This window comes from Paenibacillus sp. sgz302114, from assembly GCF_056120345.1.
This window is the reverse complement of the sequence record NZ_JBVYOI010000005.1, coordinates 202,789-224,311: the sequence shown is the minus strand read 5'-3', so window position 1 is coordinate 224,311 and position 21,523 is coordinate 202,789. Positions and strand designations below refer to the sequence as shown.

Annotated in this window: 13 protein-coding genes; 5 read left to right on the top strand and 8 right to left on the bottom strand. The window is 46.3% G+C overall.

Annotated features, from left to right (window positions below):
- The first annotated feature begins 575 nt into the window (after nucleotides 1–575).
- Nucleotides 576–1,310 carry a YheC/YheD family protein gene (locus AC0LWF_RS15455; protein ID WP_474652425.1) on the top strand — a complete coding sequence of 245 codons (735 nt, stop codon included), beginning with the start codon at nucleotides 576–578 and terminating at the stop codon, nucleotides 1,308–1,310.
- A 90-nt stretch (nucleotides 1,311–1,400) separates the two neighbouring features.
- Here AC0LWF_RS15455 and AC0LWF_RS15450 read toward each other — a convergent pair whose 3' ends face one another.
- Nucleotides 1,401–1,946: a hypothetical protein gene (locus AC0LWF_RS15450; RefSeq protein ID WP_474652424.1), complete on the bottom strand. Its 546-nt coding sequence runs from the start codon at nucleotides 1,944–1,946 to the stop codon at nucleotides 1,401–1,403.
- Nucleotides 1,947–2,127: 181 nt separating this feature from the next.
- Here AC0LWF_RS15450 and AC0LWF_RS15445 point away from each other — a divergent pair, with 181 nt between their 5' ends.
- Nucleotides 2,128–4,764, top strand: coding sequence for a GH92 family glycosyl hydrolase (locus tag AC0LWF_RS15445; protein ID WP_474652423.1), 2,637 nt, complete (start codon nucleotides 2,128–2,130; stop codon nucleotides 4,762–4,764).
- A 94-nt stretch (nucleotides 4,765–4,858) separates the two neighbouring features.
- Here the strand turns inward: AC0LWF_RS15445 and AC0LWF_RS15440 are convergent, their stop codons facing one another.
- On the bottom strand, nucleotides 4,859–6,202 hold the full coding sequence (locus tag AC0LWF_RS15440) for an ABC transporter substrate-binding protein (protein ID WP_474652422.1): 1,344 nt from the start codon (nucleotides 6,200–6,202) through the stop codon (nucleotides 4,859–4,861).
- A gap of 235 nt (nucleotides 6,203–6,437) precedes the next feature.
- Here AC0LWF_RS15440 and AC0LWF_RS15435 point away from each other — a divergent pair, with 235 nt between their 5' ends.
- The 3 genes from AC0LWF_RS15435 (at nucleotide 6,438) to AC0LWF_RS15425 (ending at nucleotide 14,001) form a co-directional block, all read left to right on the top strand.
- Entirely contained in the window at nucleotides 6,438–7,175 is a 738-nt protein-coding gene (locus AC0LWF_RS15435) for a response regulator transcription factor (RefSeq protein ID WP_474652421.1), read from the top strand.
- Nucleotides 7,168–8,964 (top strand): sensor histidine kinase, encoded by a 1,797-nt coding sequence (locus tag AC0LWF_RS15430; RefSeq protein WP_474652420.1) that lies wholly within the window; start codon nucleotides 7,168–7,170, stop codon nucleotides 8,962–8,964. Before AC0LWF_RS15435 ends, AC0LWF_RS15430 begins: the two co-directional genes overlap by 8 nt.
- A gap of 327 nt (nucleotides 8,965–9,291) precedes the next feature.
- Nucleotides 9,292–14,001, top strand: coding sequence for an S-layer homology domain-containing protein (locus AC0LWF_RS15425; protein WP_474652419.1), 4,710 nt, complete (start codon nucleotides 9,292–9,294; stop codon nucleotides 13,999–14,001).
- A gap of 206 nt (nucleotides 14,002–14,207) precedes the next feature.
- Here the strand turns inward: AC0LWF_RS15425 and AC0LWF_RS15420 are convergent, their stop codons facing one another.
- The 6 genes from AC0LWF_RS15420 to AC0LWF_RS15395 form a co-directional block, all read right to left on the bottom strand.
- Nucleotides 14,208–15,617, bottom strand: a complete 1,410-nt coding sequence (locus tag AC0LWF_RS15420) for a sugar phosphate nucleotidyltransferase (RefSeq protein WP_474652418.1) — start codon at nucleotides 15,615–15,617, stop codon at nucleotides 14,208–14,210.
- Between the two features lie 36 nt (nucleotides 15,618–15,653).
- Nucleotides 15,654–17,021 carry a GNAT family N-acetyltransferase gene (locus AC0LWF_RS15415; RefSeq protein WP_474652417.1) on the bottom strand — a complete coding sequence of 456 codons (1,368 nt, stop codon included), beginning with the start codon at nucleotides 17,019–17,021 and terminating at the stop codon, nucleotides 15,654–15,656.
- Between the two features lie 11 nt (nucleotides 17,022–17,032).
- Nucleotides 17,033–18,247: a Gfo/Idh/MocA family protein gene (locus AC0LWF_RS15410; RefSeq protein ID WP_474652416.1), complete on the bottom strand. Its 1,215-nt coding sequence runs from the start codon at nucleotides 18,245–18,247 to the stop codon at nucleotides 17,033–17,035.
- Between the two features lie 93 nt (nucleotides 18,248–18,340).
- Complete coding sequence (locus AC0LWF_RS15405; RefSeq protein WP_474652415.1) at nucleotides 18,341–19,198, bottom strand: carbohydrate ABC transporter permease; 858 nt, start codon at nucleotides 19,196–19,198, stop codon at nucleotides 18,341–18,343.
- A gap of 32 nt (nucleotides 19,199–19,230) precedes the next feature.
- Nucleotides 19,231–20,103, bottom strand: coding sequence for a carbohydrate ABC transporter permease (locus AC0LWF_RS15400; RefSeq protein ID WP_474652414.1), 873 nt, complete (start codon nucleotides 20,101–20,103; stop codon nucleotides 19,231–19,233).
- A 75-nt stretch (nucleotides 20,104–20,178) separates the two neighbouring features.
- Nucleotides 20,179–21,510 carry an ABC transporter substrate-binding protein gene (locus AC0LWF_RS15395; RefSeq protein ID WP_474652413.1) on the bottom strand — a complete coding sequence of 444 codons (1,332 nt, stop codon included), beginning with the start codon at nucleotides 21,508–21,510 and terminating at the stop codon, nucleotides 20,179–20,181.
- Nucleotides 21,511–21,523: the final 13 nt, after the last annotated feature.

The window sequence follows — 21,523 nt, the reverse complement described above, 5'->3', positions numbered from 1 at the left end:
CCTCAACGGTATCCGCAGTGCACTGTCGCCGTACCGAGCGACTTCGTGCCTACGGAATCGTAGACTGTAATCTTGTCACCGGCAACGAGCGTACTGACACTCAAGGAGTGAGCGCAGTGACGGCTTTTATTCAATCATCTCAAGTTTTTTTCTCAATGATAGGAATACAGATCATAACTCTCCCATGCGATCGATCTTGTGCCAAAACGACGACGGTTGTGCTGCCATGCTTGATGAAGTCTCCGATGATCCTCACAGAGATATTGTCAAAACTTTTAGTCGCGACAACATAAAATGGATCATAGGTAACTTTTAATATAACACCATACACGTCTAGTCCAAGCTGCTTGTAAGTAAGGGTTACTGAGTCACCATTTCCCAAAGTGATCGGATCATGCACGATTTCGCATCTTAATCCCATGTTTTTGTCCCTCCGTTGTCTCACACTCTATCTCCTTGCCTCTCATCTACTATATATGTGGATAGGAAATAGAAAGTTTGGGCGGCGATATCCAAGCTGGCATGTGCGGAATAAACTAAAGAACAACGAGCTGCGAAGAGCGAGGTGAATGCCAGTGGCGAAGTCGATTGTTAGGGACAAATGGCTGCAGTACCGCATTCTAAAGGAATCGTCTTTCCTTGCTGGCAGGCTGCCACAAACACGGCTGTTAGACAGACCGTCAACGTTATCGGAGATGTTGCATCGCTATCAGAGCGTCGTGCTGAAGCCGCGAGACGGGCGATTCGGCCACCATATCCGTTTTATTTCCACAACCAATAGTGTCAAATCTTATCGTATTCATCGCGAGAAGAAAATCATTACTGTAGTAGGTGTCCGGCAGCTGTTCAGCAAGCTCGGTCCCATAACACGGTCGAGCCGTTACATCGTGCAGAAACGGCTCCGTTTAGCTCAAATTCAAGACAAACCATTCGATCTCCGAATCATGGTACAGCGAAGAAAAGGAGCCTCATCCCCTTGGCGAGTAACAGGCTCGTACGCGAAGGTGGCCGCGAAAGGGTATCTGATCACGAATGTGTCGAGCCGCATTATTCCAGTGAGCATGGCCATGAAGGAAGCCCGCATCAACTACCCGAGCTTGCTCGTCAAAGCCAAGCGTATTGCAGTATTCGCTGCCAAGCGTCTTGGACGGCGGTACCCCGATCTTAGGCAGGTTGGCTTCGATATCGGCATCGATAAGAAGCAGCGAATTTGGATTATTGAAGGCAATTATAAGCCGGAGCTTCTTCCCTTCTTACTGTTGGATGATGCTGCGATGTACCGAAGAATTCAATGGTATTTGACACATTAGGATTATGAAGTATAAATGAAGAGAAGGACGCATCGCTCGCGTCCTTCTCTTTCTTTTAGCATAGTCGAAATCCTATCGTTGTACTAGAGACTATTCCACTTCCCTCACAAAAACGATTTCGTTCGTCAGGTATTCATATGCTGCTACCCACTCGTTCGAAATTAATATTTCATCTAATGTCGCATCGCTTACTAATCCTTTCCGATTCTTGCTTATTAATTGATACAAGGCTAGCTTATCCCACCCGATGCAATCACTTATCGCGATACCGGCGTTTCGGCACCGATCCTTTCTCTCCTCCTCTACTTCTTCATCGTTTGTATAATGTTCATCTTGGAGACTGAGGAAGTGAAGTAATAAGTCATCCAATTGAGCCATGCTGGATATGTTATCTGGCCGCTCTCTCCACTCAAGAAGTTGAGCTGAAATGTCCAAAACAGCCTTCTCGTGTTCACTTAACCTGCCGGGGATGAAAGGTTTTACGGTCGAAGCAGGGATCTCCCACCTGCCTTTTCTTCCTTTGCTCTTGCGCTTCCCTTGCAAAGTGCCCGTTGCTAGCCACTGGTAAATGATGCGCTTCTCTTTATTTAACATAATCGCGACTTCTTCCACTGTAAAAACAGGCTCATAGGTCACTTCATCCACCTCCTTAGACTATGAAACTATCCATTGTTTCATAGGTATGATTCAGTAGACGAATCTATGACCGTTTCATAATTAATAGACAATATTCTGTTTATGAAACTGCTCTAGATCTAGTATAATAGTGTAAGCGATTTCAATCCATTGATCGCTATCCATAGGGGGAGTGCATTTCATGATTCAAAAGTCTGCAGCTACAAGAGTTTCAGAATACGTCAATACACTCAGAGGGAGCAACTCGGATCCGTCGTATTCGAAAGGGAATACGTTTCCTGCCACAGGCGTTCCGTTTGGCTTCAATTTCTGGTCACCTATGACTAACGCGAGCGAGCAAAGATGGATATACCAGTACAGCAGCAGCAGCATTCAGGCGTTTACGATCAGCCATATGCCAAGCCCATGGATTGGCGATCGCCAAACGTTCCAGTTCATGCCAATGTCCGATCAAGTCACGGTGGATCGAGACGCCAGAGGAGCATCATTCGATCACGCGAACGAAACAGCCAAGGCGCACGTATACAGCGTGAAGTTTGATAACGGCATCCAAACAGAGCTGGCTCCGACCGACCATGCGGCCTGTGTTCGTTTTAGCTTCCCAACGGATCGTTCCTATTTGCTGTTCGATACGTTTGACAATCTGGATGCCTCGATTGCATGGGATGAAGGAAATGGTGTCGTTACAGGACATGTCGATTACCCGGATGGATTCTTGAGTCTGGTGCCTAGAATGTACGTATATGCAGAGTTCAGCCAGCCTTTTGTACGCGGGGGTAAAGTCGAAGGTTACCGTGACCTCACTTCTTGGGTTGAATTTGAAACGAATCAAGATCGTCAAGTGATCATGAAGATTGCTACATCCTTTATCAGCGTTGAACAAGCCAAGGCGAATCTGCTTACGGAAATCGGCAGCAGCTCTTTCGAGCAAGTGAAGCTGGCTGGGCAGGATGCTTGGGATGCGATCTTGAGTAAGATCGATGTTGAAGGCGCCTCCAAGGATCAGTTGATCACACTTTATTCCAACCTATACCGTCTGTTTATTTATCCAAACTCTGCTTACGAGAATGTTGAAGGCACTCCGAAATATGCAACGCCTTATGTGAAGGGCAACCCCATCCAGGAAGGCAAAATTTATGTGAACAACGGCTTCTGGGACACATACCGAACAACTTGGCCTATGTATGCGCTGCTGACGCCCGATAAAGCCGGAGAGCTGGCGGAGGGCTTCCTTAAGGGCTATAAGGACGGGGGCTGGATGGCTAGATGGTCCGCTCCGGGCTGCGTAGATTGCATGGTGGGAACCAATTCCGAAATTATTTTTGCGGATGCATATTTGAAGGGTATTACCGGCTTTGATGTGGAAGCTGCCTATGATTCGATGATTAGGAATGCAGCAACCTACAGCAGCGATTCCTCCAAAGGACGCAAAGGAATGGATCGCTCGGTGTTCTTGGGTTATACCCCGCAGGATCAAGTAGGTGAATCGACCTCCTGGTCGCTTGAAAGTTATCTGAACGACTTTGGTGTGGCTCAGCTGGCATCAGCGCTTGGCAAAGAAGATGACGCCAAATACTTCTATAACCGGGCATTGAATTATGTACACATCTTCTCCCCATCTGTTGGCTTCTTCCGCGGCAAGAATGAGGATGGCACTTGGCGCACCTCTGATGAAGAGTTCAGCTCGATTCGCTGGGGCTTTGAATACACGGAGGGGAATGCTTGGCACTATTGCGTAGCTGTGCCGCATGACGGACAAGGACTTGCCAATCTGTATGGCGGAAGAGAAGGCCTGTCGGGCAAAATCGACGATGTCTTCAATGCGCCTAGAGATTTTGAAGAAGGTGGTTACTTCCGCGTCATTCATGAGATGGTTGAGGCTTACGATATCGATCGAGGACAGTACGGACATTCGAATCAGCCTGTTCATCATACCATCTACATGTACAACTATGCGGGTACACCGTGGAAGACTCAAGAGCGTGCTCGCGATATTGTGACTCGTCTATATGATTCCGGAGTTGGGACAGGCAACGGCTATCAGGGCGATGAAGATAACGGAGAAATGTCCGCATGGTATCTGTTTGCTGCGATGGGCTTTTATCCTGTAAGCGTAGGACGTCCTGAATATGCGATCGGCGCGCCTTATTTCAAGAAGATGACGATACATTTGGAGAATGGCAAGTCTATTGTCATCGATGCTCCGAACGTGAATGACAAGAACATCTATGTACAGGGCTTGAAGTTGAATGGACAAGACTATTCGAAGAACTACTTCTTGCACCAGGATCTTGCAAATGGAGCGGTTCTAGAGTTCGATATGGGTCCATCTCCATCAAGCTGGGGCTCAGGGGAAGACGATGTGCCTCCTTCGCTGACGACAGGCGAGCTGCCGCCGCAGCCGTTGCAAGACCTGGCTAACGGAGGCAAGGTTACGGCAAGCGGAGAGAATGAAGCAGCTGGCAACGAAGCGGCGCAGGCATTCGTCAACAATTCTTCGACGAAATGGCAGACTTCCCAATCGAAAGGCTGGATTCAATATGAGCTGAAGGAAGCAGGAGCTGTGCAGATGTACACCATCACCTCAGCTAATGATGATCAGCAACAGGATCCGAAGAGCTGGGAGCTCCTTGCTTCGGGCGATGGAACCAACTGGACCGTACTGGATGCGAGAACGGATGAAGCTTTCACCTGGAGACAGCATACACGGGCATTCTCCGTGAATCAGGCTGGGGCATTCACCTTCTACCGTTTGAATGTGCTGCAAAACCATGGAGCTGACTCCTTGCAAATCGCAGAAATTGAGTTACTCGGGTAAGCGGCCTTTCAAGCCAACCGAATAAATCGATAGCAATGAAAGAGCCATCCCGCAAGGGATGGCTCTTAAACATGCCGCTATACTGTCACGTCAGTTAAACCGCTTTCTTCAGCTCAGCAAGCTGCTCCGTAAGTCGCTGTATCAGCTCATTAGCTGCTTGTTCAGGCGTTACTTTCTTGAAGCCGACCTTCTTTATAATGTGAGTCGTGATGTTGTAAACTTCATAGCTCGTTTCGATGTAATTCTCCTTCGAACCCTTCGTCGCTTTCGCGATCTCGATGCCTTTGGCCACAAGCGGATTCATCAATTTCGCATTCACTAGCAGCGTTCTGGCATCAGCAGTTGCAGGCACGCCGCGAACTGTACCAAGCAGCTTGATCGCTTCCGGATCATGATAGAAGAAGTTCAAGAAATCCAGTGCCGTCTCCTGCTGCCTTGAAGCTGCATTGACTGCAATCAGCTGCGAAGGACGCATAACAACGCCCGTGTCCGTTGTGCCTGCAAGAATTGGAGATTGAACCACATCAAGAGCACCTTTCGTCTGGCTTTGGTAATTCTCCAGTTCGCTCGCTTGGTCAAGATATGCCATTAGCTGTCCATTTGCCCACTTCGGATTATGCGATGGCTCTTCATCGTATGGCAAAATATCTTCAAACGGTTGAAGCACGTGGCTTTTTTCCATTCTGAGCAGAAAGTTAAACGCATCGACTGCATCCTTCTTCGTAAAGCCAAGCGTGTAATCCTGCTTGATCCATCGTTGGCCCGTATGCTGAACCATATATTTTCTTAAAATATCGGAGAGGTTATATAGGCCTGAGTTCAAAATGTAAGCCGATGGTTTAGCAAGCTTCAGCTTCTCTCCATAAGCGATCAGCTTGTCCCAATCGAGCTGCTCATCGACTTGGATTCCGGCTTTACTCATCGCATCCTTGTTGTAGATGGTGATATCGCCATTCAATCCCGTTGGTAACGCTTGCAATTTATCATTAACGACAGAGAAATCATCAAGGAATGTCTGATCGAAGCCTGAGAGATCTACCTTGCCGCGCAAATCTACAAATACGTCGGAATGGCTGGTCAATTCGGCAATCCAGGGCTGGTCGATCTGGATAATATCCGGCGCTATATTCGAGGATAGCTGCGTGAGCAGCTTCTGGTAGTAGCCCGTATAACCGCTGTATTCGCCTTCAATCGTGACATTCGGATGTTTCTTCATATAGAGATCGATTACGTTAAGCGTAGCTTGATGACGCTCAGCGCCACCCCACCATGAGAAACGAAGTGTTACTTGTTCTGGATTTCCGTTCGGTTTTCCTTCTTCAGCATTCTCTTTAGCAGTATGATTCTCTGTGTTGGCAGCATTATTCATACCTGAGCATCCGGCTATACTGCCCGCAAGCAACGTGATTGCGATCGGGATCGTCCATAACTTATTCATCCTTGTATCACTTCACCTTATTTGATATGCATTCATTCATATTAGTACAACTTGAAGCGACTTACCACTAAGTAAGGTTGGCAATTCCTATCATTGTATTGGCATTTCTATCCTTAGTTGTCATCATTCATTCATTTTGCGTTTTTTCCGACATTTGTTTCTATTTATAACACTGGATATGTTGTATACTGTCAGCAAGTTTCACATGCATCTAGAAGTATTAGGGGGCATCGCAATGTACAATTTAATGATTGTCGATGACGAAGTAGAAATTCGTAACGGCTTGAAAAATTATTTTCCATGGAATGAGATTGGCTATGAGGTTGTATGTGAAGCGGAAAACGGACTTCAAGCCTTGGAACTACTGAAAGAAAAGCAGGTAGATGTCATTCTAAGCGACATAATGATGCCGTTAATGTCCGGGCTTGAGCTCGCCAAGGAGCTGCATGACAATGAGTCATCGATCAAATTGGTTTTCCTCAGCGGATATATGGATTTTCAGTATGCTAAGCAAGCCATGACGTACAGTGTTAAGAATTATCTTGTGAAACCAACTGTATATAAAGAGCTGGTTGAAGTGTTTCAAAGCTTAAAGGCTGAATTAGACAAAGAACGCAGCAAATCCGAACAGCGTTCTGAAGAGGCCGATTCGAAACAAGAAAACCGCTATATTTCAGCTATAAAAAAGTTTATTGATGCGAATTATACAAATGTGACGCTTGAAAGCGCTTCTGCCCATGTGCATTTGAACCACTCCTATACGAGCAAGCTGTTCAGACAACAAACCGGTATAACCTTCATGGACTATGTGATTCAAGTCAAGATGCAGAAGGCTGCCGAGCTTCTCGCGAACCCAATCTATAAAACCTATGAGATCAGTGAAATGCTGGGCTATACGAATCCGCATAATTTCACCCGCTCCTTTAAACGAGTCTTCGGCAAAAGCCCAAGGGACTACCGCAACCATGTTTAATAAACTCAAAACCGTCCATCGTTCCATGCTTCGCCATTTGATTACCTTATTCATTCCGATGCTGATCCCGCTGCTAATCTTGGGATCTCTATCCACTTTTCTAATTAAGAACTATATTCAAGATCAAATTGATACCAATAATAAAGCGCTCTTGTCTCAGACCAAATCCTATATCGAGCTTTCGTTCCGCGAGATGGACTCTCTTAGCACGAACTTCTCGGCAAATCCAGGACTTGTCGTCACGATGAAGGATATTTTGAAAACAGGACGGATCACAGACAACAACTTCGATCTGCTTAAGGTTATCCGCAATTTCGTCGATTCAACCGTTTATGCGAACCCCTTCATCTACTCCGTCTATATTTATTTCGATAACGATGACAAGCGGTTCTTATCTTCGGTAACCGGCCTCAATACGGTGGACAAGTTTTATGACCGTGAATGGTACGAGCTGTACAAGAATCATTCCGACGAGCGAGTGTGGACGGAGAACCGAATTGTGAAAAGGCGGGTCCCGGAAGGCGAGAATCGAGTCATCTCGATCTACCACAGACTGAATATAGCAAGCGGCGGCGGCGTTGTCGTTATGAACGTGAAAGCCGAGTATATTGAATCACTTCTGCGTGATCTGCCCGCAATTAACAGTCAGAGCATTCTTCTGATGGATGAACATAACCATACCATTGCCAAAAATTCGGATTTAAATTACATGCAGATATTCAAGGAAAATGGTTTTACCAATAAAGACATGCTCTCCGAGGAAATGAAGCTCGACAGCCGCACCTATATGGTCGATATGCTATCATCCTCTCAATTGGGGTGGAAGTTCGTATCGATCGTTCCCAAAGCAGCCCTATACTCCCTTCCTTCCAAGCTGCGAATGCTGACTGGATTACTGCTGTTTATTTCCACTTTAATTGGACTGTTTCTTGCTTATTCCTTGTCCAAGAAGAAGTACCAGACGATTCATACGGTCGTGTCCATTCTTCATGCAGCTGAACGCGGCATGCCTCTGCCACAGGTTGTTCCCGGAGCGAAGGACGATATTTACGGCTATATTACCGAGAATATCGTGAAAAAATTTGTCGAGAACGAGTTCCTGACTGTACAGCTATCCGAGCGAAAATATAAGCTGCAGGTGATGGAGTATATTGCGCTTCATTCCCAGCTCAATCCGCATTTCTTATATAATACGCTGGAAACCATCTACTGGAAGGTTGCAAGCTATACAGGAAAGCCCAACGAGGCCAATGAAATGATTGAGAACCTCTCCGGCGTGCTAAGGTATTCGTTAGACAGCTCCGTCCCTTTCGTGCCGCTGCATGAAGAGATGAAGTACACCATGCGTTATGTGGACATTCAGAATATCCGGTACAAAGAGAAATTCGATGTCATCTGGCAAATCGACGAAGCAGTCGCTGACCGTAATGTGATGAAGCTGATTTTGCAGCCGATTATTGAGAACAGTATCTATCACGGCGTTCGGATGAAAAGCGGTAAAATATCAATTCGGATTAAGGCAGAATTGGTAGGCGATCACATTAGACTGACCTTAACGGATACCGGTGTAGGGATGGAGAAAGCGCAGCGTCAGGAGGTTATAGCAAAGATGACTTCCGAGATCGAAGGCGGCCGGCATATCGGACTGCTTAACACGCATAAACGGCTCAAGATCACTTATGGTGAACAATACGGCATTTCAATTCGCAGCAAGAAGAACTGGGGAACCTCTATTAGTCTGAACTTCCCTGTGAAACAGCAGCCGGAAGATACACTTGAAAATTGTTAGATATAAGCTCATGCAAAGGGCAGCCGGTTTACCGGCTGCCCTTTGCTATGCCTAGCAGCGTACATATTAATGACACAGAAATGATTGTTGCAAACAAATAATGATTGATAATGACAATCTGCAATTATTTCTATAAATAAGGCGCCAGTTAATGATTGATTTTGTGAAATGAACTCACTATAAACGACTTCAAGAGTTGCTCATAATGAAGCTTAGGACCAAGATTTATTGAAGATAAGGGGGCGTCCTTTCACTAAGAGCTTCAAAATTGTAAACGCTTCAATTGCAGAATGAAAGACCATACACCAACAAAAGGAGCAATTAAGAATGTCGAGAAAAACAAGAAAAGCTTCTAAAGTTATTTCTTCAATCGCTATTGGCAGCATGCTATTATCAAGCACGGCATTTGCTGCGAGTCCTGCTCCGAATGTGGCTACGAACGGAGCACCGAAAGAAGATGTCTCTACGCACTGGGCAGCGAAAGAGTTGCAGAAATGGTCATCTACCGGCTTATTGCAAGGCGATGCGAATGGTCATCTGAATCCAAACGAAGATATCACGCGCGCCGAATTTATTACGATCCTGAATCGCGTATTCAATCTTCAAAGCACTGAAGGTGCAAAGACGTTTACTGACGCGAGTCCTGGCGATTGGTATTATGAGGAGCTTCAGAAAGCTTCTGCGGCCGGATTGCTAAACGGCGACGCGAACAATAATGCGAATCCTAAAGCACCCATTACCCGTCAAGAAGCGGCTACACTGATTTCAAGAGGCTTCCAAGTCGTTACCGGGTCAACGAACACGAACTTCTCTGACTCCTCCGAGATCGCAAGCTGGGCAACAGACGCTGTTGCTGCACTTGCTTCCAAAGGATTCCTGGCCGGAAGAGGCAATGGTGAGTTTGATCCTCAAGCAAATATTACTCGTGCTGAATCGTTCGTGATGACGGATCGCGTTATGGGAACGCTGGTTAGAACACAAGAAGATCTGGATAAACTTCCGTCTAACATTCAAGGAAATGTGACTATCGCGTTCCCTGGTGCGATTATTAAAGATCATACGATCACTGGTGATGTGTATGTGACTGATACTAATGCTGCTCCTGTTGTTTTTGATCATACAAAAATCACTGGCGATCTCAGCCTTGTATCCGCTGACGCGGTAAACCTGATTGGGTCCACGATTAGCGGTACAACGAATGTAGCGGATGCGCGACATACAACAACGATCAACCTGGATGCTGATTCTTCATTTAACGCGCTCACGCTAAACACGGCTGCAAATATAACAGGTACTGGCAGTATCCAAACAGCTAATATCAAATCAGCTGGCGTTACAGTAGCTCAACAACCAGCTCATGTTACGGTTACGCCTGGTGTTACTTCGATAGTTGCAGGTAAAACGGTAGACAGTACAACTCCTACTGGCGGTAACACAGGTAATACTGGTGACACTGGCAACGCTGGTGGTACTGGCAATACTGGTGATACTGGCAATACCGGTGGTACTGGTGGCGGCGTTACGAATGACACAAGTTCAACGGTTCCAGCTGTTTCAACTGGAACTACGGTCAAGATGCAGACTACAGAAATCACTCGTTTGCAGCCAACAGGATTGAATGTAAATGAGCCTATCCAATGGACGACTTCTGATCCTTATGTGGCTTACGTGGATACCATCGGTAACAGCACTGGCAACTATGCTGGTAAAGTGCTAGGTGTTACAGCGGGAACAGCTACTATTACAGGTACACAAGATGGTGAATCTGTATCTGTTACCGTTACTGTGAAAAACGATCCAAAACTAGCGACTAACCTGGAAAAAATTGTTTACTATTACAATGCTCTTGATGCTCATATCCCTGCTGATCTATCTTCAACAGAATGGAGCACTACTAATATCCCGACTGCTCCAGAAGGCAAAAACTTCCCGTCTGCCAACTATGTAGGTTATGTTGATGGCGGTAACGGCGTGAAGTGGCTGGTATCTAAAGACACTTCGATTAAATCGTGGGATAAAGTGGCACTAGATAAGGACTATACGCCTGTATCGACTGGCATCGTCGCTGATGCTGTTACGCTATATGATCCTAACTTAGCTTCTGCTGACCAAATTCAGTACCTTCAAGGTGGAAGATACATTCCTCAAACTGGCGGTTCAGCTGCTCCATACAATTACACGAATTTCAAGAATAAACCAGCCACTGGAGTATTCAACGCAGAAGAAATCATTACAAACATTATGCCTGACGGCAATAATGGACTTTGGATTCTAGGTTCCGCAGGCAATGCAACACACATTGTCCGCAAGCCAATGTCGCTGATGGCTAAATCCTTGGTTCAAGAAGAGATCTCCAGAAACTTTGCAGATCGATTCGGCTTCCAGTCTGGTACTGTACAATTCATGTCTCAAGAAGATATGTTTAAGGCCATTATGAACGCGGATAAAGGTGTCGAAACTTATCTTGATGAGACAGACAATGATGGTCTCTGGACGACAATGTATGCTTCCGGTGAAATCTGGAGATACAACTACATGAAGAAAACGTATGGTAGTAGTGACGCGAGAACAATAGATGCGAAAGCTTCTGCAACTCGCGCGATTGAATCCATCGTTACGCTTGGCTATATCTCTGGCACACAGCTGAAAGTGCCTTCCAAGAACAATGTAAACGACCCATCCATCTACGCTTTATTGGGCAATAATGTAACTCCGGATGATGAAGGAAAACCTGTCTATATTGACGCAGTTACTGGCAACTATACGTTAGAAGCTGCAGGCAATAAGCCCGCTTCCTCCGGTTTCTTCTCTAGAACCTACAAAGTAGATGGTAAGAACAACAGCGCGAGTCTACCTGACAGGGGTCCAGGTGTAAACTCCGCTTGGTTGCAGAAGAACGCAGGAACAACTCAGGATATCAATGGAACTACGGTCAAATATTCGTCTCCAACCGGTATGTTGAAAGCTTATGACACGGTTCCTGTTCCGTCCAGACTTGTTCAAGTTTATGCCAAACTGAATGGCGGAGAAACTGAAGAAAACCTGGATAGCACTAATGTTTATTACAAAGCGACAACATCCACAGATGAGCTGGTAGGTCATTACTTTGCGCTTGATCTCGCTTATAAAACATTCAAAAACAGCGACCCTGAGCTTGCTGCGCTTATCAAGAATGACATGATTAACCATTCGAATGCGGTTATCTTGAACAATTACTATCAAGTTAGTGTAACGGGCGAGAATCCTGTAGAGTCTCGTTTCAACAATGTTGACCCAGCTACAAAAGGTAATGGATTGAATTATCCGTCCGTTCCTACGAAATGGGCGAATATGAACCCTGAGTTCCTTGAGGGCGTGTCGAATGCATGGGGCAGAAACGACTATGAAGATGGTCCTCTTAATGCGACTCTTGCGCTGCAAATGCTTGCGGTTGTCAAAGACATGGGCGACTATACGGAAGCTGAACGAGCTGCACTTACTGCTCAAGATGTAACGATTACGAAACCGCTTGATTATGCAAACGAACTAAAAGTTATGAACGGCGATACTCCATCCGAAGCTCCAACGGCTCATAACGATTTTGAAACCAGATATCCGAATACGCCTTTCTCAACTTCGCTGCTTGATATGAGCCTGCAATACCTCTCAAGATACTTCGGTATCTCTGCTCATAACGGAGATGGAATGGGTGGGAACGGTACTTCTTACGAGTCTTACTTGAACTATTCTGACGAAGAAGAAGCTGCTCTTGCCTACTATACGTTAACTGCCCATACTGATGCTGCTCATGCTGGAGACATTTTATCCGGTATGAATCAGTGGTGGTATCACGAGAAGAGACAGAAAAATCCATTCATGACTACTTTCTATGCAGCATCTCTTGGCGCATTGAAAAACAAAGGCGTTAACATCGGACACCCAACTGTAGATCTTGCAGGTGCTACTTGGCAAATGACACGTATCCCGAACAACTTCATTAACTGGGATGTTCTCTCTGCAAACAGAAACGACATCACGCATGTTATACCTGATGGCATGGTTGACCAGCTTATTCCACGTGATGAAGTGATGATGTCGAAGTACAACACGAATATCTTCGGTACGATGGATAGAAGAACAATTGACAGTACTTTCTCAAGAACTATGGAATCCTCAACCGTTATTTCAATGCCTTATTGGTTGTCGATGAATCCAACAGATGCTGCTCATGTAGCTGCTCTTGGAAAAGCTGTTACTGCTCCTGTCAACAAAGGAACAGAGAGCATTGATTATCCTAGTGCATCAAGCGTCATTGCTCATAACCCTAATGGTCAATACAATGAAGCCGAGCACTCCTTTACCATTAATGTCGGCGATTCTGTGAAGCTTGATGCTATTACTACAGGCTATATCAAGAACGTTTCTTGGCTGACGGATGCTTGGGACCAAGCAGGATATGTAGATGGACTTCCAGCTCCAATCCATGCTGATCCAGATAAGTACCAAGTTATTGACCTGAGAGCTTTGGCTGTTCATGGCGAAGTCGGAAATGTTGATTCTACCGGAATCAGCATAGCAAACGAGCATTCTGGCGCATATGTGACTGGTCTGAAACCAGGAGAAGTGACAGTTACTGCATACGTTATCGATGGATTCTTTAGAACTCCGGCGACACTAACATATACAATCAATGTCGTTGATCCTAATGCTGACACAGATGCGACATCACCTGCTGCTGTTGATGTAAGTAACTTTGCTTATCCCGCTTGGCTGACTACAGAAATGAATAAATTAGATCTCAACACAGAAGGTAATCCATTTGTAAGTGTAATCTATACTTCCTCAAATACTAATGCTGGTACTGTTGATGCTGATGGTAATATCACTTATATCACTGATGAACCATTCAATATCATTGCAACTGTTGCTTATTCGGATACAACAGTAAATGCTGACCCAGACAATGATCCTGACGCATACGATGACCTGGGTGCAAGATTTGAAGAAGATAGCCACATCATGACGTTTGTATGTCCAGTAGTCATGCCTACTCCTTAATGAAATGTTAATCCTGCATTATCAAGTATGACCCTACTAAATAAGCGTGGTTCCTGAGGGAACCACGCTTATTTTATTTGCTCGCGAGCAGTACCGTAGCTTCCTAAACAGGAGTACAATGACATTGGCCAAAACAAAGGGGATAATCAGCATGTACATGCTGATTATCCCCTTTGTTTTGTTTTGCGTATAAGCAAACCCCTCGTCTACCAGCCGTACTTCGACGGCCCCCACTCCTTGCGGACAAGATCCTGTTTCACATACAGCAAGGAACGATTAGGTACATCCTCCTCCAGGATGACGCCCGAACCAACGACACTGTACACGCCGACCTTTACGCCAGGCATGAGAATCGCATTGACGCCCGTGCGAACGAAGTCGCCTAAGTAGATGGCATTGCTGTGCTCGCTTGGTGTCTCCTTGCGCCATTTGATCCGATGCGACGTTCTGCCGTCATCAAACCGCAGCGTTCCGCATACAGTAGCTGCTCCAAGATCCGTAGACGTACCGATAACGCCGTAGAACTCCATGTAGTGGTACAAATAAACGGTATCAAAAATAACGCCCTCAAGCTCCGCGCAGTGATTGATTACGCAGTGATCACCGACAGTGGTGCCTTCAGATAGAAAACAGTAGTTGCCAATGTACGTATCATCGCCAATGACATGGTTGCCCTTCAGAATCGCGCCATTCTCAATGATCGTTCGGTCTCCGACAATGATGTTGCCTTCAATAATGACATTACGGCCGATTCGGCTGCCAGCGCCAAGCTGCACAAAGCCATCGATGGATGCGCTTGGGTCGATGGACGCTCCCTCGGCCAGGACATGACCCGTTAGCTTCGCGCACGAGCTGCGCGCAACAAGCTCATTGGCGAGCAGTATATGCCACGGCTTGTCCAAATCGATAAAGTCGCCTGTCGTCTCAACCGCCCGAACCGCATAGCCGTCATTCATACAATCGAGCAGCGACATCTCAAGATGCGCCTCCAGAGGCGGCATCATCCCCACCTGCACGCTTGTAAATAAGCCGGAGTTGCTGCTTGCATAGGACCAGAATTCATTACTGAAGGCGAATGCGCCGAATCGATGGGTGTAATCACCGCGCGGATGTCCTGCAATATGCTTGATTAAGCCGTCCTCAAGCTTGCAGCAAATCCAATCCGAAGGGGATTCTTCCTGCAACGGATTAACAAGCGCGGCTGCAAGCTCACGCTCCGACCGCCGATCAAATGAAGCAATCAACTGCCCCAGGTCTGCTCGGTCAACAAGCGTATCTCCGTACAGCACCAGGAAATCCTTATCACTGCCTACTGCTGTGCGCGCAGCAGCAAGCGAAAGCGCCGCGCCTTGCGCCTTCTCGTCGGCCAATACGATAATTTCCACGCCGTGCCTTGCGCCCGAACGGAGCCCGTTCTCGCGGAAATAATTGCAAATCTGCCCATTCAGCTTTCCGCCGACAATAATAATCTTCGTAAAACCAAGCTCCTGCAGCGACTCCACCTGATGCGCAATAATCGGCTTGGTACCAACAGGAATCATCGCCTTCGGCCGAATTTCTGCAAATGGCCACATCTTAGTGCCGAGTCCGGCTGCCAGAATAACCGCTGTTTTCATACAATCACTTGCTCCCTTCGCTCCTGAAATTGTCGATTATAATTTGAAATCTACGATTACAGCTGATTTATCATCCGATATTTTGTGTCTAGCATAATGTGTGCAAAGTGGATCCTGACTCTCGATGCGGCACAATTGGTCGGAATACGCTTCAATTCCCTGTGCGTTCATATCCTGAATCATGGTCTCCCATTTATTCGGATCGTCGTTATGCTCGATGAGATGGAACATCCCGTCCGATACCGCATAAATTTTACTCACGTTTGCTCTAGAGGTACGCCCGTATTCCATAGAATGCTCCAGCTCCGGCTCTCCGTTCATAACCGAATAGCCTTCTAGCGTATTGGCTCGATTACGGTTTGCTATGCTTAAAGGGAACAGCGCTTCATTCACTTGCTCCTTTGATAATCCTGATTCCGTAAGCTCTTTCTTCTTATTCAGAGTCAATTGGTCAAAGTAAACCACTTGATTGCGCGTCAGTACGCGCAAGCTGTTATCGGTATATTGAATGAACAGCATGCAGTCTCCGCTTTGCACATATTCAATATGCTTCTCATGAATGCGCACAACGGCAAATACAGCGCCCCACATCTTCCATTTGCACGTCAAATCAACATTGGCTTCAGTCATATTCTCTCTTAACTTCCGGTTCGCAGTAAGAACCGCTTCTCTCAAATCCAAGTTGGCGTCTTGTGCATGCAATGCCGAGGCAAGCAATTGGGCAGCGATATAGCCGCCTGTCCGGCCCTGATCATCTTTGTATCCCAGCATCGAGGATACACCGTCAATCACCCCATAAACCTGACTGAAGTGATTCACCGCCAATGCATCTTCATTCGGCTTAGCGCTGCCTGGCCTAGTGTGACTTTGCACATGGAATGGGTTCAATTTCCGATACACTTGCTCCCATCTGCCTGCATGATTGTCATGAATATATGTAGGCTTAAAGCCCAGCCTTAAATAGATCTTGATCGCGGATAGGCGAAAATCATCCGTTTCCAATACCGCTCTCTCGAACCCTTCGCTTCTCATCTGCTGCAGGACAGCAAGACTTACGGAATAACCTAGCCCTTTGCCGGAATGCTCGGGGTGAACGCCTACCATATGCACATACCCGCAATGCTCGCCAAACTTCTCTGCATGCCAAGCACAAGCGGTCGCAACCGGCGTATCTTTATAACAGATAAAGAGCACCCGCTCCGGCTTAAAGAAGGGGTTGCTCACGATCGCCTTCTGAAACTCTCTCCCCCAGCCAAAAGCTGATTCCACAATCTGCTCCCAATGCTTGTCATCACCTGGCTGATAATAGCGAAGCTCGTATCCAGGGGATAGCTCTAGCTCCGGCAAATCCGCCAAATCTTCTCTTTCCATCACGAATTGCGGCAGCAATCTCTCTTGGTTCATCGTCGCTCCTCCTATTGGCCAGTGCTGCGCTTGTTAAATTTCGGGAAGGTCATGACCTTCCCATTCTCAGCGACGGATTGCATCGATAACGGAAATACGGAGCTCCAGGTCACCGCGTCGTAAACATCCATAGACGGCTCCCGTTCGCCCAATATAACCGAAACAAATTCTTCAAGCACAAAGAAGTCTCCGCCTCCATGTCTTGCCTGTGAAGCTTGTTCCGCCCACTTTGTCCAAAGTGGATGATCATACTCCGGCTGATAGCTGCTTAGCGGCCGCCATGCGGTTTGCAGCTCTCCGCTCTCAAGCCATTGATCGGCGCTGGAAGGCGACCGGTCTCTTAACCAAATCAAGTCCTCTTCTTCTTGATAGCGCCCAGACTGATACGCCCCTTCCGTTCCCTGAAGAACATAATGCTTTGTATTATGAGGTCTTGGCGACGACCAATCTACACGCAGATTAATAAGTACGTTTTGTTTGGTCCGCAGAACCGTAACCGCAGAATCGCCTTGTTGCCAGAAACCATCCTGTGCCCCAGGGTGATCCTGTCCGAAATACTCGTCGCAAAAGTTTCTGAGCGCGCGGGATTTGGAAACGAAGGTAGCCATGCTCTCCAGCTCATCGCCGTTTAGCCCAATCCATTGCGCAACGGGGCCAAGCGAGTGAGTGGGATAGTTCATTCCGTTATACTCTTTATGAAGCTTCCCGCGCCAATTCAATGCGCCATTCGGGTTGTGAAGAATATGTCGCAGTTCATGGATGTAGGCGCCTTCCATATACGTAATTTCACCGAACATCCCCTTCTGCGCCATATGCTTAACTGCCAAATTGGACCGTGTATAACAATAATTCTCAGCCATCATATAGACAAGACCGGTTTTCTCCACCGTTTCAACCAGCTCATAAGCGTCTTCAAGCGTATGCGCCGCAATCACTTCGCTCAGCACATGCTTGCCCGCTTTCAAAGCAGCAATCGCTTGCCTCGCATGCAGGAGCATGGGACTTGCGATAAGGACCGCATCAATGGAAGGATTCTGCAGCATTTCGTCATAATTATGATACGTCTGAATGTCAGGATATTGTTCTTTCCACGTCTTCAATACTTCTTCATTCAAATCACAAATGGCCGCCAATTGGACTTTGTCTGCCAGCACAGCAAGGGATCGATTGAAGCTCGTCCCTCGATTTCCACCCACAACAGCCAACTTCACCGCTCGAGTACTCATAAATGAATAACCTCCCGTTATAATAGCAAGGCTTCCTACCGCATGAAATCATGTTGTAGGAAGCTCTAGCTAACGCCCGTTTGAACGGATCTCTTATTTCAAAGAGCCTTCCGTCAATCCGCTTACAATATGTTTGTGGAAGAATACATAGATCATGATCATTGGAATCGTGATGATCGTAAGCGCTGAGAATAACAGCTTATAATCCGTCACATGCTTACTCGAGAATGCGAGCAATCCTACAGGTATCGTCTTGAGCGTGTCGCTTTGCACGTAGAGCAATGCAAGCAGCAGCTCGTTCCATGAATTCAGCGAGGAGAAAATCGCAACGGTTGCCAAGCTTGGAATGAGCAATGGCAGAATGACACTCCAGAACATTCGCAGCTCTCCGCAGCCGTCAATTCTCGCCGCTTCCATCATTTCCTTAGGAAGGGAATCGAGATACGCCTTAAGCAGGAAGATCGCAAGCGGAAGTCCCATCCCGACATAAGGTAAAATAAGCGCCCAATACGTATTCTTAATATGCATGTGTTCAAAAAGATAGTTTTGCGCAATAAAGAAGGACTGCAAAGGCATGAATAAACCAAACACAAACATCAGCAGCATTGTTTTGCTTCCCTTGAAGCTTAACTTGCTAAATGCAAATGATGCTAAGCTTGCAAAGAGCAAGATAAACGTAACCGTAAGCGAAGTTACGATTAAGCTGTTCTTCACGTAAATGTTCATGCCGCCGATTTTCCAAGCTTCCGTCCAGTTATGGAAGTCGATATGGGTAGGCAGGGAGAATGGCTTATTGAATATATCTCTATTTACGCGAAAAGAAGAAAACAACATCCAAATCATCGGATAAAAATAAATCAGCGAGAACAAGCTCATGAATACATAATAAACCAATCGAAAACCGATATGACTGCCGCTTTTGTGCGCTTCGTATGAACTAGCACTTGCCATGTTGAGCACCTCTTTCATTCCATCGACTGCATCTAATACTCCAGTGTTTCATTACGCTTTAACAAGTTCAATAATAACCCGATACCGACGACCACCAGAGTCATAATAACGGCCAGTGCGGAACCGTAGCCGATGTTTGCATTGGTAAATACAACTTTGACCAAATATGTGGTTACAATTTCAGTAGCATTATACGGACCGCCATTTGTCATGACATAGAACAGATCAAACCCTTGGAAAGCTCCAAGTATACATAACGTAAGGGCGACTTCCACTAAGTTTTTAATCATCGGAACTTTAATTTTGAAGAAAATGTCTTTCTCCGTCGCACCATCTAAGTAGGCCGATTCATAAATATCCTTGGGAATACGTTGAATACCCGCATAGAAGATGGTCATGTAAAATCCGGCATAGGTCCAACCAGACACGATGGAGAGCGCGTACAACGCTGTGTGCGGGTCGCCTAACCATACTCTTGACAAATTTTCCAAACCAACAAATTTCAATACGGCGTTCAATAAACCGAAATCCGAATTATATACAAATCTCCACATGAAGGAGGTAACCAGCATCGGCAGCATAACAGGCGTAAAGAAAGCGACTCGGAATATTCCCGTACCTCGTAAATTCACCGTAATAAGCCCTGCCAGCAGAAGTCCTGCTACGACTTCCAGAAAGATAGTCAATATGATATAGATGAAGATATGCCAATAAGAGAGAAGATAAATATGATCTTGAAAAGCCCGAATATAATTATCAATACCGTTGAATTTCATTGCACCGAAACCGTTCCAATCATAAAAACTGAAGATGAGCGTCATCACAATCGGAAGGAGGATCGTAAACGAGAATAAAAGTACTGCCGGTGCTGTAAAAAGATAGGGTGCTATGCGAAATTTGCGCACTACTTTCAGACCTCCTTATTCATTAATGAATAAGTCGGCGGTTACGTCATAGACGCCGACTTATTGGGCGAAATCTTATTTTTTCAGCGGGGCAATTTTTTCATCCAACTTCTTCAATGCTTCTTCTGGTGTACTTACTCCGCCAAGCACTTCTGCTGTAGCCGAATTAAGCGCATCGGCAACCTCTAGGTTATAACCCGTATCGGGAGGTGACACGACTGTTTTCGCATCATTCATCATGCTTCTCAGCTTCAGATTCATCGGGTTCGTTTCTGGTTCCGATCCCGGTGCAATCATCGATGAGCCAGCCTTGCTCAGCATCGTAACGACTTCAGGCGATTCGAGCAGTTTCAAATAATCAACAGCGGCTTGAATATGTTTGGAATTCTTGTTAACGACGTAGCCTTGCAGAACGCCGATCACGCTTTCTTGATCACCTTTAGCGCCAGCGATCGTTGGCACGTTGAAGTAATCGTATTCCATATCTGGCGCGTGATCGATCGCTCCGGATACGAACCATCCACCTGAAGGATACATGGCAGCTTTCTCGTTATAGAATAACGCCGCGCCCTCGTCGTCGTTGATACCATTGACGCTATCGTTAATGTATTGATTGTCCCAAATTTGCTTCGCGTAGCTCATAGCCTTAGCAAATTCCGGCGTGTTGAACGGCGCCTTCAATTCCATTGCATCAGCATAAGCTTGTTCACCAACGACTCTGGAGATCATATGCGCGTTCCAGTTGCCAGCGGTCCACAAATCCTTGTTACCCGTAGTAATCGGAGTGATGTTGGCAGCTTTAAGTTTCGCGCAAACAGCCATGAACTCGTCCCACGTTTTAGGAGGCTGCAGCGACAGGTCGTTAAACATTTTTTTGTTATACCAAATGACATTCGTTACTTGAGCGTCAGTTGGAACCATGTATTTCTTCCCGTCGTACACCATGCCTACGAAGTTACCTTCCGCAAACTTGCCTTTGAGTCCATCTTGCTCCAATGCCTCGGTCAAATCTGCTGCAAATCCATCATGCACTCTCGTTTTAAGCCTGTCGCCTGCCCATTCAAAATAGATATCCGGTGCATTTTCACCATTCAGCAGGCTTGGCAGCCCCATCGTTTGATACAGCTGTGGATCCTGAAGCACAAATTCTACCGTGACGTTCGGGTGCTGCTTCTCATACATGTCTTTCACTTGATTCCATACTTTAAGAACTTCATCGCCTGGAGAGCCGTCGGCTAGACGGATCGTAAACTTTTCATTGCTGTCCGCATTGGCTGTGTTTGCTGTATTAGCTGCATTGCCGGTATTCTTTGCGTCGGCTGCATTCTCTGAGTTTGAATTTCCGGAACAGCCGGTAAGTGCTGTAAGCGTAGTAGCGACTGCAAGTCCAATGATTGCTTTTTTCATGTGTAAATCATCC

Excerpts from the sequence above, each read along its gene's own strand:
- AC0LWF_RS15440 (WP_474652422.1), bottom strand. The coding sequence starts at position 6,202 with ATGAATAAGTTATGGACGATCCCGATCGCAATCACGTTGCTTGCGGGC.
- AC0LWF_RS15410 (WP_474652416.1), bottom strand. The coding sequence starts at position 18,247 with ATGAGTACTCGAGCGGTGAAGTTGGCTGTTGTGGGTGGAAATCGAGGG.
- AC0LWF_RS15435 (WP_474652421.1), top strand. The coding sequence starts at position 6,438 with ATGTACAATTTAATGATTGTCGATGACGAAGTAGAAATTCGTAACGGC.
- AC0LWF_RS15420 (WP_474652418.1), bottom strand. The coding sequence starts at position 15,617 with ATGAAAACAGCGGTTATTCTGGCAGCCGGACTCGGCACTAAGATGTGG.
- AC0LWF_RS15425 (WP_474652419.1), top strand. The coding sequence starts at position 9,292 with ATGTCGAGAAAAACAAGAAAAGCTTCTAAAGTTATTTCTTCAATCGCT.
- AC0LWF_RS15445 (WP_474652423.1), top strand. The coding sequence starts at position 2,128 with ATGATTCAAAAGTCTGCAGCTACAAGAGTTTCAGAATACGTCAATACA.
- AC0LWF_RS15405 (WP_474652415.1), bottom strand. The coding sequence starts at position 19,198 with ATGGCAAGTGCTAGTTCATACGAAGCGCACAAAAGCGGCAGTCATATC.
- AC0LWF_RS15395 (WP_474652413.1), bottom strand. The coding sequence starts at position 21,510 with ATGAAAAAAGCAATCATTGGACTTGCAGTCGCTACTACGCTTACAGCA.
- AC0LWF_RS15415 (WP_474652417.1), bottom strand. The coding sequence starts at position 17,021 with ATGAACCAAGAGAGATTGCTGCCGCAATTCGTGATGGAAAGAGAAGAT.
- AC0LWF_RS15430 (WP_474652420.1), top strand. The coding sequence starts at position 7,168 with ATGTTTAATAAACTCAAAACCGTCCATCGTTCCATGCTTCGCCATTTG.